Source organism: Adlercreutzia caecimuris B7, from assembly GCF_000403355.2.
Taxonomy (GTDB): Bacteria; Actinomycetota; Coriobacteriia; order Coriobacteriales; family Eggerthellaceae; genus Adlercreutzia; species Adlercreutzia caecimuris.
In genome coordinates this window covers 583,826-599,436 of the sequence record NZ_KE159646.1, presented here as the reverse complement: position 1 = coordinate 599,436, position 15,611 = coordinate 583,826, and the positions used below count along the sequence as shown (strand labels likewise).

Here is a 15,611-nt window from a genome sequence, read left to right as displayed (position 1 = left end):
CCCTCCGCGGCAGTCGGGTGCTCGCGCGAAGCCCCTATCCCCCGGCACGACAACGCCCCCGCAATCATGGCGAAAGCCGCGATTGCGGGGGCGTTTCACGTGCAGGGCCAGCTTTGAGGGCGCGGACGCGCGGCGGGGAGCGCGCTCGAGTGGTACCGCTAACCGAGGGCGCGGATTCGCTCCATGGCGCGCTCGGCGTCGGCCCGCTCGCCGAAGGCGGTCAGGCGCACGTAGCCCTCGCCGGCCGGGCCGAAGCCGGCCCCGGGCGTGGTAATGATGGCCGCCTCGTTCAAAAGCCGGTCGAAGAACTCCCACGAGCCCATGCCCTCAGGCGTCTTGCACCAGATATAGGGGCTGTTCACCGCTCCGTACACGGTGTAGCCGGCCGCCTCCAGGCCCTCCTTAATAAGCCGCGCATTAGCCCGATAGTAGGCGATGGCCTCGTCCACCTGGTGGGCTCCCTCGGGCGTGTAGATGGCCTCGGCGCCGCGCTGGATCACATAGGAGGCGCCGTTGAACTTGGTGCACTGGCGGCGGTTCCACATATCGCGAAGGCTCGCTCCCCCGCGCACGAGCGCCCGGGGCACCACAGTGTAGCCGCAGCGGGCCCCCGTGAAGCCGGCGGTCTTCGAGAACGAGCGGAACTCGATGGCGCAGGTTTCGGCACCGGGCACCTCGTAGATGGAGTGGGGCACGTCGGCATCCACGATGAATCGCTCGTAGGCCGCATCGAACATGATGACCGCCCCGCACTCGTTGGCGTAATCCACCCAGGCTTGGAGCTGATCGCGCGTGAGCACGGTGCCCGTGGGGTTGTTCGGGCTGCACAGATAGATGATGTCCACGGGCACCTCGGGCAGCGCTGGGCAAAAGCCGTTCTCGGCCGTGGTGGGCATGTAGACGATGTTCTCCCACCGCTGGGACGCCTCGTCGTAGTCGCCGGCGCGCCCGGCCATGGCGTTGGCATCCACGTACACCGGATACACCGGATCGCACACGGCGATGACGTTGTCGACAGAGAAGATATCGCCGATGTTGCCGCAATCCGACTTGGCGCCGTCGGAGATGAAGATCTCATCGGCATCGACGCTCACGCCCCGCGCCGCGAAATCGTCCTGGGCGATGGCCTCGCGCAGGAAGGCGTAGCCCTGCTCGGGGCCATAGCCGCGAAACGTTTCGGCCGCCGCCAGGTCGTCCACGGCACGGTGCATGGCCTCGATGACCGCCGGCGCAAGCGGCCGCGTCACATCGCCGATTCCCATGCGGATCAGATCGGCATCGGGATGCTTAGCGGCAAACGCCGCCGTGCGCCGTGCGATCTCCGAGAAGAGATAGCTTCCCGGCAGTTTTCCGTAGTTCTCGTTGACGTGTGCCATGACCTTGCCTTTCTCGCGGTTTCCCCTATTGTAGGCGCGCCATGTTACCCGCAGGTTTCGATCATCTGGAACAGGTCGGAGACCGCCCCCGCAAGCAGTCCGCCGGGCAATGAGGGATGACTCGGGCGCCGGTGCGCCAAGGGGACCGGCCCGCGCACGGCCGAGATGGAGCGGAGCCGCTGAATGCAAACAGGCTCCGACATCTTGCGATGTCGGAGCCTGATGGCAAGCTGGTCGGGTTGACAGGATTTGAACCTGCGGCCCCTTGACCCCCAGTCAAGTGCGCTACCAAACTGCGCCACAACCCGTTGTGCGTTTAAGCCTCTGCTCAAACAGCTTGATTATAATAACCTTACCCCTGAAGCATTGCAAGAGAAATTTTTTCATTTTGGTCTTAACGGCGCCCGCCCGCGGGCGGCGGCACCCCATCCCCTACAGCCCCAGCCGTTCGGCTAGGTCGCCTCGGCGGTTGATACCGAGCTTGCGGTACAAGTTGCGGATGTGGGTCTTCACGGTATTGGACGAGACGACGAGCTCGCCGGCCACCTCGGAGGCCGTCCGTCCCGAAGCGAGCAGCATGAGCACGTCCTCCTCGCGGCGGGTGAGATCGAACGCCCGCGCCGCCCATGCGCACCGCGCGGCTAGCTCGCACTCATCGCTGGCAGGCCCGTTTGCCTCCACGCCGCCGGATCGCTCGGCCCCGGATGCCGAAATGCAGCTCGACACTTCGTCGCACGGCCAATCCTGATCCGGCTGCGGGGCAAGCGATCTCATCCGCATTGCCTCGCGCTCCATGGCCCGCTCGCGCCAGAGCCTTCCCAACACGAGCGAGGCCACGCCTGCGGCAACGAGCGCCGCCGCACTCCATGCGAGGGGCGCCGCCCCGCCGATGGCGTCGCGGGCCATGACGGCTCCAAGCACCTGAACCACGAAGGCGGCGCTCCAAAGTAGAGCCGTGCGCGTCGCCGTGCCGTCGGGGCGCTGGGAAAAGCAAGCTCGCGCAATGGCGGCGCACGCAAGGGCGAACCCTATAAGGATAAACAGCGCCGCCCCTTCCATCACGCCGATGAACATCGAGAACCTCCTTTTGCTTCTCCGCGCTGACTCTTCTTCCATGAAACATGATTTCCCTGGTGGGCGCAAGGGTGAAAAACTTCACCATTGCCGAAGGGGCCCTCCTCCTGTTAGGTTTGAGAAGCCGGCGCTGCCATCGCATGCAGCCGCTATCATGGAATCGCACCAGAAGGAGGCCACCCATGCAGCAGCTTTCCCTCTCCGCTCCTACCGGCCAGAGGCCGACCCGCATCGCCCTCGGCATCGCGGGCATCGTCGCTCTCGCCCTCGTGCTCGGGTGGTTTCTCCTTCAGCTCGAACCCGCAGCCCCGCGGAAGGCCGCACCCCTCGAGACGCCCTCGGCTGTGAACAGCCTCCACGATGCTGTCCACTTCGATACGAGCTACGAGGTGGTGCCGGTAGCCGCCGGCGAACCGCTCAATGTGAAGGGCTTCGCGCACGGCCACGCATTCACCTACAGCGACGATGAGTGGGCCGAGGTGGCTTGCCAGCTCTCGAAGGAACGGGTGCGCGAGATTACCGAGGCGCCGGACTGGCGCTTCGAGCTCGACGACATCGACATCCTTCCCGGAGCCGTGCATATCGTGAGCGAGGAGGCCTTCGAGGAATGGTATCCCGGCTACGATGATGCCACTGCCTACGATCCCAGTTATGCGGTGGAAGATGTGCGTATCGTGCTCGTGGACGTCTCGATTGCCAATCACGGCGATACGGCCGCCGACGCACGCTACCTCTACCTCACGTCGGCGAAATTCAAAGCCCCGGCACAAGGCGGCCCCGCCATCGCCTATCCCGCCGATGCGGCGCTTCAGGCAATATACGGGGTGCCCGACGACAAGGCGCCCTTCAAGACGCTGCCAGAAGGATGGGATGCCATCGAACCCGGTGAGAGCCGAACGCTGACGCTCCCCTTCATCGTCTACCGCAACGAGCTGGTCGGCCGCGACGCCATCGACCGGCTCTCCGCTGCCGACTTCGAGCTGCTCACCTACCGCTGCGATCCGCTGACGGTGTACACAATGCCGCTGCGCTAGAAAAGCCCGTACGCGGCAGCTCGTTTCACGCGCCCCATCATGGGCTGAAACCAGCGGAGGTAGCGGCGGCCATGCTTATTCCTTGCATCACCTCTCTCGGTAGGCTACAATATGTACAACGTACAACCACATAGGAGGATTCCATGGCTACCGCCGATGCGATGGTGACGGCCCGTATGTCACCGGAGAAGAAGGAAATGGGCAACCGCATACTGGAGGATTTGGGCACGAACGCCTCCCAGGTCATCAACCAGCTCTACGACCTCGTTATCGAGAAGCGGGCGCTCCCCTTTCCCGAAGCCAAACCTCAGCCGCGTACGTTCTCGCCCCAGGAGATCGCTGAGGCGAAAGCATGGGTGCAGAGCCTGAAGGTGCTACCTCTCGATAATCACTTCGCGACGATGACCGATGACGAGATTCGTCGCGAGCGCCTGGCTTCCCGAGGCCACTTCGATGGATGGGAGGCACAGTGAAACTGTTTGTCGATACCAATATTATCTTGGACTCTTTGGCCCGACGGCAGCCTTTCGAGAAAAAGGCCGATCTGCTCTTCAGCCTCGGTTTCTGCAAGGAGTGCGAGCTATGGACGAGCGCCTCGCAATTCACCGACGCCTTTTATATCCTCGCCTCTGGTCCGCAAAAAGTATCGACTACAACGGCAAAGAGCGTTATTAAGACCCTTCTGAAGTCTTTGAATGTGTGTAACTTCACGCGACTCGAAGTTGAAACCGCCCTCGATTCGTCGTGGGACGATTTCGAGGACGCCTGTCTCTACGAATGCGCACGAAAGATGAAAGCCGATGCCATCATCACACGGAACAAGGGAGACTTCGGGCAATCGCGTATTCCCGTTATGGACTGCGACGAGTTGTTCGCCTGGCTTGAACAGGAGCACAGCCTCGTGTACGACTTCATCGATCTCTAGCGTTCGCCGCCCGACGGGCTCACTGCTCCCGCGCTGCATCCTCGTCCCCGGTGCGGTTCACCAGGTCGATGAGCTCGGCGCGCGCGTGAATGCCGAGCTTCTGGTAGATGCGCTTCGCGTGGGACTTCACGGTGTTCTCGGACACGAACAAGCGCTCGGAGATGGCGGGCATGGTATGCCCCTGGGCAAGCAGCGGGAAGATGTCGCGCTCCCGCGGAGTCAGGCCGTATCGCTCGGCCAAGGCAGCGCAACGGGTCGCCAGCACCTCCTCGGGCGTCGGCGCAACCTCAATTGAAGGCGCCGATTCCCCGCCGGAGCGGGCCGGCGCCTGAACCGCGCCGCCGCCCTCCCGATTGCGGAAGAGCACGATGGCGGCTATGAGCAGCAGGTACACCGACACAAGCGCCACGGCGGTGAGGACCACATCTCCCGGACGGATATTCTGCGCTTGGGCCGCTCCGAGCAGCGTTCCCGCGAGCGTGGCCACATTCGTGACAATGAGCGCGAGCGAGAACAGCAGCGTTGGCGAGGTGCGCGTGCGCCGTGCCCCGTCGGCGAGCATGCACCAGAGGATAAGCGCCGCGACCATAGCTCCCACCTGGGCGAAAGCGTTCACGATGCCGCCAGCGGCATTCCAGATGAGCGGCAGCAGCAGAAAGCCCGCTGCCGAGAGGGGCAGGGCCACCGAGTACACGCGGCTCAGGTTCAGGGGCTTGCGCACCACAAGGGCCGGCACGAACAGGCAGGCAATGGCCGCCGCGCTCGCCCACAGCGACGTTTGCTGGAACTCGCCGAGGGGAATGTCCTGCTGCCCCGATATCTGGAGCATAAGGCCGCCCATGAAGCAGAGGATGGCCGTGCCGAGCACCGGATGCCACAAATCGCACACGAGCCCGTGAAACGCCGACACCTGAAACCCGAAGTCCTCCTCGGGTGCGCGGGCATCGAGCACCCGCTTGGCACAGAGCACCGCCACGAGGAAGAGCAGCGCCGCCAAGGGCAGCACGGCAGCAGCGGACACGAGGGTGAACACGGCGTAGAGCACAAGGCTCGCGCCGTTTGCCACCGTCACATATATATAGACGGTCCGCAAGCTGAGCGTGGCGGAGAAGCGGGCCCACAACAACGTCGCCAGAAGATCGGCCGCTCCGAGAAGCGCACCTGCCAAGGCGAGCCACGGCAGCATGAGCGACGGGGGCACGGCATCGGAGAGATGGAAGACCATGGCCAGCACGAGAAAGGCCGCGAGGGCCGCGGCGATGCACAGGCCCGCCAGCACCCAGGTGACGACCCTCGGCCGAAGGCGCTTGCCCCTCGTTACGGCAAGGAGCACCGTCGTCACGGAAAGCAGCGCCGCCGCGATGCGGCCGGCCATAGCGCAGCCCGAGAACAGCACGCCGCCGCCGTGCCCGACGGCCGCAGCCGGCGAGAGCAGCGTGGCGGAGTGGAAGGCGACGAAGCTGAATGCCAGGTACAGCGCGTAGCCGGCCGCCAGCAGACCGTCCCGGCCCGAGAGATCCGCTATGGTGTCTTTGAATCGATTCACAAGTTTCCTCCCTCCTTTAGTATAGAGGTTTTCCGCGGCGCGCCCCCAGGGAACAAGACAAGTTCCCATGATCGCACTTGGTGTCGCTCCGGTGCCCGCTTTCAGGGAGAAAGATATACAGGACTAGTGTTTTCCCTGTTCAGAAGAGTCGCTCGGCGGCGCTTCACACGAATCAGGTGAAGTGAGGGCGACATCGTTGCGGAAAAATTCACCCGTCGTCTGGTGAAGATACGCGGCTCGCTTTCCCGTAGAGTGCCCCTCGTCAAAGGGCGCGGAGAGGCCGCGCCCCCGCGAAACCCTTAAGGGAGGGATCATCATGGAACAGAATCTTAGCCGCCGCGCATTCCTCAGCCTGGGTGCTTCGGCTGCCGCGGCCGGCGCCATGGGGCTTGCCGGGTGCAGCCAGCCGCAGAGCGCCACCCCCGCCCCGCAGACCGGCACCGATGCCGCGCCCGCGGCAGGCGGCGCGCCGGCCGACTTCGTGCCCAACTTCATGACCGCGCCGGCCGTACCCGAGAGCGTGGCCGAGACGAAGGACTGCGATGTGCTCGTCATCGGCCTGGGCCTGTCGGGCTGCGCGGCCGCCAAGGCCGCAGCCGAGGAAGGCGCGAAGGTCATCGCCGTGGAGAAGTCCCCGGAACTGGCCGCCGTATCCATGGCCGGCGACTTCGGCGTCGTAGGCTCGCAGATCCAGAAGGATCTCGGCATTAAGTGGGCCGGCAAGGACGTTATCGTCAACCAGCTCATGAAGGACATGTGCTACCGCCCCACCCCCGACTTCCTCGGCTACTGGTACGACCACTCCGGCGAGGACTTCGATTGGTTCGTCGAGGGCGCCGACTTCGAGGTGCTGAAGAGCACGGCCGCCAACCAGGAGACCGACAAGCCCTGCTATATCCGCCCCAAGTGCTTCCCCGCCCTGGAGGGCTACGACTACACAACCGAGTACTACCCCTACTTCCACGGCACCATCACCACCAACCCCAACATGCAGTGGACCCTCGAGGCCGCTGTGGCCGCCGCCGAGGCCAAAGGCGCCGAGATGATCTACGGTACCTGGGGCGAGCAGCTCATCACCGACGATTCCGGTCGCGTCGTGGGCGCCTACGTGCACGATGCCGATGGTGCCTACACCCAGATCAACGCGAAGTCCGTCGTGCTCGCCACCGGCGACTGGGGCAACAACCAGGACATGCGCGACTACTACATACCCTGGGCCAACGAGTTCATGAGCTTCTACACCACCATGGACGCCGCGGGCAACGTGGGCAACACCGGCGACGGGCACCTCATGGGCCTGTGGGCCGGAGCGCACATGGAACTCGGACCCCACGCGCCGATGACCCACCATATGGGCGGCCCCCTGGGCGTTGACGGCTACCTGCAGCTCAACATCAACGGCGAGCGCTTCATGAACGAGGATATTCCGGGCCAGAACATCGCCGATCAGCTCTCCCGCGTGCCCGTGGGCCCGAACCCCATGAGCGGCGCCGACGACCTGCGCTCCTGGCAGATCTTCGATGCCAAGTGGCCCACCGAGATCGCCAAGATGCCCGACGGCCACGGCTACGTGAACCACTTCGTCGCCGACGATGAGGTGGACGCCTACGCCACCGTGCTTTCCGGCTTCGGCCTGGGCTACACCACCAAGGCCATGGTGGAGGGAACCGAGGGCCTTATCGTGGCCGACACCATCGAGGACTTGGCCGCGCAGTGCAACCTGCCCGTCGAGGCTGTCGTGGCCTCCGTCAACCGCTACAACGAGCTGTGCGCCGCCGGCCACGATGCCGACTTCGGCAAGGATCCCCGTCGCCTGTTCCCCGTGAGCGAGCCGCCCTTCTACGCCTACCCCTTCGGCAGCGCCGGCATGCTCGTGCTCATGGGCGGCCTGGAAGTGAACAAGAAGCTCCAGCCGCTGAACGCCGAGGGCGCGCCCATCGAGGGCCTGTACGCTACCGGCAACGTGCAGGGCGGCCGCTATCTCGTGGAGTACCCGGTCACCGTGGCCGGCATCTCGCTGGGCACCGCACTGTCCTTCGGGCGCTTGGCCGGCATGAACGCCGCCGGGGCCGACATCGAGGCGATGAGCCGAGCCTAGACCCGGCCGTTTCGCGGAGAAAATCACGGTTCTCGCACCCTCGCCGGCGCAGATGGCGCTCCAAAACTTCCGTGAACTGGGGAAACGCTCGCGTGCTGTCCCAAGGGAAGGCGCTATTCGCCCAAAAACTACGAGAACCGTCGATTTCATCGCATTTCAGCGCGCCTCGCCACATTTCAGCGCGTCTCGGCGCTATTCCTACCCTCTCCCAACGACGAGGGCTCCCCGCGGGGAGCCCTCGTTGCGTGCCTAGTTGCGTGCCTAGTTGCCGCCTGCGGGCAGCGGGCGCTAACGCTCCGTGCCGTCGCCGAACAAAAGGTCGTGCTCCAGGCCCGTAAGCTCGCTGCGCGCCTGCTCGCGCAGGTTGTTCAGCCCGGCCAGGTACTGGCGGTAGAGCACTACCACGAGGTAGCGGCCGGCGCGTGTAAGCGTCAGCTCCTCGTCGTTGTCGGTGGCAAAGGCGCCGTTGGCCCGCATGAAGGCCATCTCCACGGGCAGCCCCCGCTCCACCGATACGCCGAAGTCGCGCATGAACTCGCGCTTGTCGAAGCGCAGGCTGTACAGCTGCAGCAGGAACTTGTAGCGCATAAGATCGCGGCGCGGCAGGTCGGTGCAGCCCATGAGCGGCAGGCGTCCCTCCCCCACGATCTGCGCGTACTCCTCCAGGTTGAAGGTGTTCACGAACAGGTTGTCGCCCAAATGCGTGATGGAGCCCGACCCGACGCCCACGCACTCCTCGTAGGCCACGGCGTACTCGTCCACCTCCAGGTTCTGGCGACGGCGCAAATTCTCGTCGAGGCGGTTGAAGGTCCACAGAGTGCGCCGCTCGAACAGCGGGCGGTCGCCTTCATTCAAGATCTCGTCGAGGATATGGTAGAAGCGACGCTCCTTGTCGTAGTCCATGCGTCCGAGCACGCTCTCCATCTTGCGCGTGGTGGCGTGGGACTGGTACAGCGGCGAGAAGGTGGTCTGATGGCAGCCGCAGGTGGCGATCTTCTCGCAGTCGTTGATGAGGATGTCCTCGGTCTGGGAAGGGAAGTTGAAGATCATGTCCACGTTGAGCGACTCGAAGTACGGGGCCGCCTCGCCGATGCGCTCGAAGATCTCCTCGGCGCTGCCGTACTTCTCGTAGCGGTCCATCTGGCGCAGAAGCTCGTTGTCGAAGGACTGCACGCCCACCGACAAACGCTGGATGCGGCCCTTGAGTTTCTCCAGATACGAGGGAATCAGGTGGTTCGGGTTCGTCTCGGAGTTGATCTCCTTGATGGAGAACAGATCGCGGGCGTAGTCGATGGTCTCGCACAGCTCGTCGATGTCCACCGTGGGGGTGCCCCCGCCGATATAGGCGCTTTCGAAGTCGTAGCCCTTCTCCTTCAGAAGGCGCATCTCCTCGCGTAGGGCCGCAAAATGGGTACGCGCCCGCTCTTCCCGGTAGGGAAAGCGGTTGAACGAGCAGTAGGGGCACAAGCGCTCGCAGAAAGGCACGTGCACATAGAGCGTGTAGGCACGTCCCGGCACCGGGTCGGGCAGGGTGCCCGTGGGCACGGGGTGCAGCGCCAAGGTTTTGTCGGTCATGGAGCGGACGACGGTGGTGAGCAAGCGCTCTGAGAGCATGCGGAAACCTCCTGGTCGGTACAAGCGTAAGGCGCATTGTAGCACTACCGAATGGGAGAAGGCCGACCCCGCCGCCTTAGGTATGGGGAATGCACAAACCGCCCCGGAGCCCGACGCATCGGCGACGTCGCATCCGCCGGCCCGGCACCGGACGCGCGCATGCGGCGGACCGGGAACGCGAAGAGGCCCGCGCGGCCGCATCCTCGGGGAAGGGACGGCCGTGCGGGCGTAGCGGGGAGGATATGTTTCAGGCGGTGCCTACAGATAGGCGTCGATATCGGTCTTCTCCCATTGGGCGACTTCCGCGCTGCCGCGAGCTTCGGTCGCTGCGGCCGCGCCGGCGATCTTGCCGAACACGAGCGCCTGGATGAGCCCGTTGCCGCTCATGTAGGCCGCGCCGCCACGGCACGAGAACCCCTCGGTGCAGCCGCCGGCGGCGTAGAGCCCCTCGATGAGGCTGCCGTCGCCACGCAGCACGTGCCCGGCCACATCGGTGGCCATGCCGCCCTGGGTGTGGCGAATCTCGCCGGTGAGCTTCACCGCGTAGAAGGGGGGCTCGAAGCTAGCGGGCAGATGGGAGCGATTGAACTTGTCCATACCTGTGCCGATGGCCTTCTGGTAGTCGGAAACGGTGCGCTCGAACTTCGCGGGATCGGCGCCGATGGCGGCTGCCAGCTGCGATGCGTCGTTCCCGCGCAGGACAACGCCCTCCTCCTCCCACTCCGCGAACTTCTTGCTCTGTTCGCGCTGCAGGTCGGTAAAGCACAGATACCCGATGCCGTCGGGCTGGGCGAGCACATGGGGCGACATCTCGGAGTACCCGCCGTACTCGTTCATGAAACGGTTGCCGTCCTGGTTCACGATGATGCCGCCGTTGTTGGCCACCCCCTGCTCCAAGGTCTTGTCGTTGTCCACGCCGTGAAAGGCATGGCCCTGGTAGGCGCCCATGTTCTGCAGCGAAGCGCCGAGCTCCTCGGCCCACAGGATGCCCTCGCCCGTGGCTCCCGGCGCCACCACCTTCACCGCCGGCACCGCCTCGGGGCAGTACTGCTCGAGCATGTCGGGATTGTTGGCGAAGCCGCTCGTGGCGAGAACGGTGTTCTCCGCGAACACGACTATGGGCTCGGATCCGTTCTTTCCGTAGGCGCCCACGACCACATCGGCCTCGTCGTCCAGCACCAGGCCCTGCATCTCGCACGAGAGCAGCGTCTCGATAGCCTCGGTGCCGTTCACGCTGGCGATGAGCGCATCGGTCAGGCCCGTGCCCGCGCCGTCAGTGGTGTGCATGCGGTAGGCGGTCTGACCGTAGTAGAGCGCGTCGTCCACCGTCCACACCGCGCCGTGGCCCTCGGTCCACTCCACGATATCGCGCGACTGCTCGACAACGGTGTAGACCAAATCGGGGCGCACACTGTAGTTGCTCGGGCGCATGATGTCCATGACGCAGGCGCCGATGCTGTCGCCGTCCTCCTTCTCGAGCTGCTGGGCGGTGCCCACGGCGGGAATCTTGCCGCTCGAGAGCGTCGTAGCGCCTCCGAAGGCCGAGGTCTTCTCGCACAAGATCACCGTGGCGCCCTGCTCAGCTGCGGAAAGTGCGGCGCACAGCCCCGCCCCGCCGCCGCCGATCACCAGTACGTCGGCCTCGAGCTCGGCACGGTCGGCCACCTCGCTCACGCGCTTGGCGAAGCGGTAGGCAGAGGCACCGGTCTCCGCAACTGCCGTGTCGGCATCACTTGAGGGTGCGCAGCCTGCGAGGGCCCCGCCTGAAGCAGCGGCCAGCGTGCCAAACGCAAAGCCCTTCAGAATGTCGCGACGTGTAAAGTTTCTCATAGTGCTCCCTCTCTCCTTGGATAGCACGGACAAGGTCCGTTTACGGGGCTCACTATAGGTGCCGCCTCTTACCACGAGAAGAAACACTTTGCTCGATCTATACGCAACATCCTTGGCGACACATGACAATACTGCCTGGTCATCGCTTTGTCGCACAGGAAAATTTCGCTTTGCGGTGTGAGAGCGATGTACGTCTACCCTTGTCGAATGGCCAAGCATCTCCTATATTGAGCCGCAGGATGCGCATCCGGAATGAGGGGCTTTCCTCACTACATGGTCGAAGGGAGGAGATCATGGAGCCATTTCGTCTAAGCGCAGAGCAGCGGCGTTATTTTTATGCGCTGTGCTCGACCGGCAATATCACGCAAGCGGCCCGTCGGCTCTACCTATCACGACAGGGGCTATCGCGTAGTATGCGCGGATTGGAAGAGGCCGTCGGCGCGATCTTGTTCACACGCGGAAAGCGCGGAGTCGGGCTAACGCGGGCCGGACAGATGCTCCTCGATCATCTGCGCGAAGAGGATCGTGCATGGGAGGTGTGCCTCGCCCGCCTGCGCTCGCTCGACAATCGGCAACCCGAGCCGATACGCATCGGCCTCCTCAGTATGTTCGTAGGATACGACAAAAAACGCCAGCTCCTGGAGCGTTTCAAGGACGATGAGGGGCTACGCATCGAAATCGTCGATGGCGACCATGATGCATTCTGGCAGTCTATCATTGCAGGCGATATGGAGTTTGCGCTGACAATGCGGCCGCCTGAGCACTTAGGTCTCCCCTCAATCAAGCTTTCCGACGATACGCTCTCGGTGCTGCTCAGCTGCGACGACCCTCTCTCTAGCAAAACCTCGATAGATTTCACGCGCGACCTGCGCGGCAAAACCATCGTGCAGACAAGCCCTTACAAGGGACGTCTCTACGAAACAGTGTTCCGAAACTATGACATTCGAAGCGAGGCGATTCTGCACGACAAGAATTTGATGCTCGCTCAGGTCTCGACACGGCACGACTGCTTTATCATACAGACCGAGTATGCCTGCGACCTGGTGACCGACGAGGTGTGCCGACGGCCGCTCGTGAATGCGCCCATCGACATGGAAACCGTATTCGTATTTCGCCCCGATCTCTCTCCCCGCGCGCAACAGGTCGCCCGCACAATGGTCGGCGATTTTGGCAAAGCCTCTGAGCTCGACGCCTATTTCGGTCGACATCCCTCCTGAAGAACAGCATTTCCCGACAAAGGACAACAAGCCTTGCGAGAAGCGCCCGCCCATTCCAGACCTTGCAGTCGATATCGTCGCCTCCAAGCCCCCATTTATCGCGCAATGACAATTCCACATGCACATAGCCTCACATAGATAGCCGTCGATAGGACTCGCCCAACCGCTCTCATAGCGTCAGGGCGTAAACCGCCTGCCGCGTCGAAAAGAAACAGTTGACTTGTCCATGCGTCGCCCACGCCGTTGCGGTTTTACATCATCCCAGATCAGAAGGCTGCCAGAGGAAGGCACGATACATCGCAGCCCCCGTTGGTCCACATAGGCACTTGCCGCGCGCAAACACAGGCCCTATAGTGGCCCCTTCGAAACGCGTCGACATACCGCACGCGCACGTCCGCCATGGCCTCGAGGGAGGAAGACCATGACCACGTTTCGCCTAACCGCCGAGCAGCGCCGCTACTTCTACGAGCTGGTCGCCGCCGGCAACATCACCAAGGCTGCCCAGAGCCTCTATCTGTCCCGCCAGGGGCTGTCCCGCAGTATGCGGGGACTGGAGGAGTCGGTCGGCGTTCCCCTGTTCGCCCGAGGAAAGCAGGGGGTGAAGCTCACCCGCGCGGGCCGCGCCCTGCTTCACCATCTGCACGAGGAGGACCGCGCCTGGGAGGGCTGCCTCGACCGTCTGCGCTCCTTCGGCGGCTCGGAACCAGAGCCGGTGCGCGTGGGGCTGCTCAGCATGTTCGTCGGCTACGATCAGAAGCGCCAGCTCTTAAGCCGCTTCCAGGAAGACGACGATCTGAGAGTCGAGATCGTCGATGGAGACCACGACGTCTTCTGGCAGGCCATGCTCGCCGGCACAATGGAATGCGCCATCACCATCGCCCCGCCCGAGCATATGGGACTGCCGTCCATCAAACTGGCCGACGACACGCTCTCGGTCCTGCTCAGCTGCGATGACCCGCTCGCCCGGAAGTCCTCGGTGGATTTCGTGCGCGACCTGCGCGGCCGCACCGTGGTTCAGACGAGCCCCTACAAGGAACGGCTCTACGAGACGGTGTTTCGCAACCACGGCATCCTCACCGATGCCATCCTGCACGACCGCAACCTCATGCTCGCCCATGTCTCAACCCGCAAGCAATGCTTCATCATCCAAACCGAGTACGCCTTAGGCCTCGTCACCGACGAGGTGTGCCGCCGCCCGCTCGTGAACGCGCCGCTCGATATGGCCTCGGTGTTCGTCTTCCGCCCCGATTTGACCCCCTGCGCGCTGCGGGTCGCCCGCACCATCGTCGGGGACTTCGGGAAGACAGGCGAGCTCGATGCCTACCTGGCCGCCACCGCCCCGCCGTCGAGGCGCGACGAGGCCGTCGAAGCCTTAAGGCGCCTCGCCTTCTAGGCCCTCGCCGGCCGATCGGGACGGTCCGCCGCGAGCGCCGACCTCCCCACGCCTCCTTGCTCGATGGCGTCCAAAAGGCCCTGGCGGTCGAACACGCCCACTTTCCGGTAGATGTTGCTCACATGGTGCTTCGCGGTGCCCTGGGCGATAGAGAGCTCGTCGCTGATATAGGGAACGGTACGCCCGCGGGCCAGAAGCACGATCACCTCCGACTCGCGGTTGGTCAGATGGCACATGGCCGCCACCGCCGCGCACTTCTGCTCCAACGATTCGTCGGCACGCTGCATGCGCGGGGTGACATAGAGCTTCTGCACATCGGCCACGGTGAAGAAGAGCATGCCGATGACGGCGAGCAGGAGAATGGCGATAAGGCATACGTCGGTGCGCAGCTGGGCCGACCACCAGGGGGAGAAGATGAGCCAGTCGGCGCCCACCGATCCCGCGAGGGTGCCGGCGCGGGTGGCCAGAACGGCCAGGCCGAAGGAGAGCGCCACGGGAATGCGCCCGCGGAAGGCCACATCGGTGGAGACGAGCATCATGAGCATATCCAGGCAGTAGATGCCCATGATGATGAGCCCCGTGCCCAAGAAGGGGTACACATCGGGCTTGAGGAGCAGCAGGACGATACCCGCGAGCACAGCGGGAATAACGGGCCGGTACAGCGTGAGCGCCTCGGAGGGCGAGGAGGTGACCATCATGGAAAGGGTGATGGCCCCGATGCCGCCGCCTGCCAGCAGAAGTGCCTTGGGCACCACCAGCGGATCGCCCTCGGCGAAGGTGACCACCATGCCCTGGGTCAGTCCCCAGATCACGCTGATGACGAAGAGGCAGACGAGCAGACGGGCCACGGGAATGGTGCGCACATCGAGCGGCACGACGGAGGGCTCGCGGCGCGGCTCGCGGCGGCAGGCGTAGAGCACCGCGGCCGAAGCCACGGGGAAGGCCGCCGTAAGCCCCACGGCCGCCGGCTCCGGGACCGCGTAGGTGACGAAGAAGAGCACGAAGGCGAAGGTGTAGGAGGCGTACAGGTGCCTTCCCACACGCCCTGTGGCCAGAGCACTCCACAGCTCGCCCCACATGATGAGCAGAAGCGCGTTGCCGAGCGCCGCAGCACCCGCGGCGGCGATGAACAACCCCCAGCCGAGGGCGCCTTCGCAGAAGAGGCCGACAAGGGGCATCGCGACGGTGCCGGCCGCCATGAGGGCGGCGGCCGCGACATAGAAGGCCCCGCGCGATACGAAGGGCGCGAACCACCGCGACATGACCACGACGGCGCCATAGGCGACCGTCATGAGCACGAGCAGCACGAGCAGGGCGTTGCCCTCCGAGAAGAGCAGCCCCTCGGTGGGGGCCACCGTGTTCGTGCACATCGTGACGATCTGCCATGCCTGCCAGAAACCAAGCCCCAACAGCCGCCAATCGGCAAAGGGGCCCTCAATCGATTCCCGCATTGTCCCTCCCTAAAAAGCGCGATGCCACAAGCGCGTTCGCCTCTGCTCAACCG

Annotated in this window: 12 protein-coding genes and 1 tRNA gene; 6 read left to right on the top strand and 7 right to left on the bottom strand. The window is 64.3% G+C overall.

Annotated elements, in window-relative coordinates; translation table 11 throughout:
- Positions 1–158 precede the first annotated feature (158 nt).
- The 3 genes from C811_RS06665 to C811_RS15710 all read right to left on the bottom strand — a co-directional run bounded on the left by C811_RS06665 (position 159) and on the right by C811_RS15710 (position 2,450).
- On the bottom strand, positions 159–1,376 hold the full coding sequence (locus C811_RS06665) for an LL-diaminopimelate aminotransferase (protein WP_016308747.1): 1,218 nt from the start codon (positions 1,374–1,376) through the stop codon (positions 159–161).
- 231 nt (positions 1,377–1,607) lie between these two features.
- Positions 1,608–1,684, bottom strand: a tRNA-Pro gene (locus C811_RS06660).
- 124 nt (positions 1,685–1,808) lie between these two features.
- Positions 1,809–2,450: a helix-turn-helix transcriptional regulator gene (locus C811_RS15710; RefSeq protein WP_016308746.1), complete on the bottom strand. Its 642-nt coding sequence runs from the start codon at positions 2,448–2,450 to the stop codon at positions 1,809–1,811.
- Between the two features lie 182 nt (positions 2,451–2,632).
- On the opposite strand from C811_RS15710, the gene C811_RS06655 reads away from it, so the two are divergent.
- The 3 genes from C811_RS06655 (at position 2,633) to C811_RS06645 (ending at position 4,409) form a co-directional block, all read left to right on the top strand.
- Complete coding sequence (locus tag C811_RS06655) at positions 2,633–3,484, top strand: hypothetical protein (RefSeq protein ID WP_016308745.1); 852 nt, start codon at positions 2,633–2,635, stop codon at positions 3,482–3,484.
- Between the two features lie 143 nt (positions 3,485–3,627).
- Complete coding sequence (locus tag C811_RS06650; RefSeq protein WP_016308744.1) at positions 3,628–3,957, top strand: type II toxin-antitoxin system RelB/DinJ family antitoxin; 330 nt, start codon at positions 3,628–3,630, stop codon at positions 3,955–3,957.
- Positions 3,954–4,409, top strand: a complete 456-nt coding sequence (locus tag C811_RS06645; RefSeq protein ID WP_016308743.1) for a PIN domain-containing protein — start codon at positions 3,954–3,956, stop codon at positions 4,407–4,409. Before C811_RS06650 ends, C811_RS06645 begins: the two co-directional genes overlap by 4 nt.
- Positions 4,410–4,428: 19 nt before the next feature.
- Here C811_RS06645 and C811_RS06640 read toward each other — a convergent pair whose 3' ends face one another.
- The gene (locus tag C811_RS06640; RefSeq protein WP_016308742.1) at positions 4,429–5,955 is read right to left on the bottom strand and encodes a helix-turn-helix transcriptional regulator; all 1,527 of its coding nucleotides are present in this window, start codon (positions 5,953–5,955) and stop codon (positions 4,429–4,431) included.
- A 316-nt stretch (positions 5,956–6,271) separates the two neighbouring features.
- Here C811_RS06640 and C811_RS06635 point away from each other — a divergent pair, with 316 nt between their 5' ends.
- Positions 6,272–8,053 (top strand): FAD-dependent oxidoreductase, encoded by a 1,782-nt coding sequence (locus tag C811_RS06635; protein ID WP_016308741.1) that lies wholly within the window; start codon positions 6,272–6,274, stop codon positions 8,051–8,053.
- A 288-nt stretch (positions 8,054–8,341) separates the two neighbouring features.
- On the opposite strand, the gene C811_RS06630 is transcribed toward C811_RS06635, so the two are convergent.
- Both C811_RS06630 and C811_RS06625 read right to left on the bottom strand, forming a co-directional pair.
- Positions 8,342–9,667 carry a coproporphyrinogen III oxidase family protein gene (locus C811_RS06630; protein ID WP_016308740.1) on the bottom strand — a complete coding sequence of 442 codons (1,326 nt, stop codon included), beginning with the start codon at positions 9,665–9,667 and terminating at the stop codon, positions 8,342–8,344.
- Positions 9,668–9,925: 258 nt separating this feature from the next.
- Complete coding sequence (locus C811_RS06625; RefSeq protein ID WP_016308739.1) at positions 9,926–11,497, bottom strand: FAD-dependent oxidoreductase; 1,572 nt, start codon at positions 11,495–11,497, stop codon at positions 9,926–9,928.
- 293 nt (positions 11,498–11,790) lie between these two features.
- On the opposite strand from C811_RS06625, the gene C811_RS06620 reads away from it, so the two are divergent.
- On the top strand, positions 11,791–12,714 hold the full coding sequence (locus tag C811_RS06620) for a LysR family transcriptional regulator (protein ID WP_016308738.1): 924 nt from the start codon (positions 11,791–11,793) through the stop codon (positions 12,712–12,714).
- Between the two features lie 421 nt (positions 12,715–13,135).
- On the top strand, positions 13,136–14,107 hold the full coding sequence (locus C811_RS06615; RefSeq protein ID WP_016308737.1) for a LysR family transcriptional regulator: 972 nt from the start codon (positions 13,136–13,138) through the stop codon (positions 14,105–14,107).
- On the opposite strand, the gene C811_RS06610 is transcribed toward C811_RS06615, so the two are convergent.
- Complete coding sequence (locus tag C811_RS06610; protein WP_016308736.1) at positions 14,104–15,558, bottom strand: helix-turn-helix transcriptional regulator; 1,455 nt, start codon at positions 15,556–15,558, stop codon at positions 14,104–14,106. The two genes, C811_RS06615 and C811_RS06610, sit on opposite strands and share 4 nt — an antisense overlap.
- Positions 15,559–15,611 lie beyond the last annotated feature (53 nt).

What these genes read in the sequence shown, in the direction of transcription:
- C811_RS06665 (WP_016308747.1), bottom strand. Translation starts at nt 1,376, where the DNA reads ATGGCACACGTCAACGAGAACTACGGAAAACTGCCGGGAAGCTATCTC.
- C811_RS15710 (WP_016308746.1), bottom strand. Translation starts at nt 2,450, where the DNA reads ATGTTCATCGGCGTGATGGAAGGGGCGGCGCTGTTTATCCTTATAGGG.
- C811_RS06655 (WP_016308745.1), top strand. Translation starts at nt 2,633, where the DNA reads ATGCAGCAGCTTTCCCTCTCCGCTCCTACCGGCCAGAGGCCGACCCGC.
- C811_RS06650 (WP_016308744.1), top strand. Translation starts at nt 3,628, where the DNA reads ATGGCTACCGCCGATGCGATGGTGACGGCCCGTATGTCACCGGAGAAG.
- C811_RS06635 (WP_016308741.1), top strand. Translation starts at nt 6,272, where the DNA reads ATGGAACAGAATCTTAGCCGCCGCGCATTCCTCAGCCTGGGTGCTTCG.
- C811_RS06630 (WP_016308740.1), bottom strand. Translation starts at nt 9,667, where the DNA reads ATGCTCTCAGAGCGCTTGCTCACCACCGTCGTCCGCTCCATGACCGAC.
- C811_RS06625 (WP_016308739.1), bottom strand. Translation starts at nt 11,497, where the DNA reads ATGAGAAACTTTACACGTCGCGACATTCTGAAGGGCTTTGCGTTTGGC.
- C811_RS06620 (WP_016308738.1), top strand. Translation starts at nt 11,791, where the DNA reads ATGGAGCCATTTCGTCTAAGCGCAGAGCAGCGGCGTTATTTTTATGCG.
- C811_RS06615 (WP_016308737.1), top strand. Translation starts at nt 13,136, where the DNA reads ATGACCACGTTTCGCCTAACCGCCGAGCAGCGCCGCTACTTCTACGAG.
- C811_RS06610 (WP_016308736.1), bottom strand. Translation starts at nt 15,558, where the DNA reads ATGCGGGAATCGATTGAGGGCCCCTTTGCCGATTGGCGGCTGTTGGGG.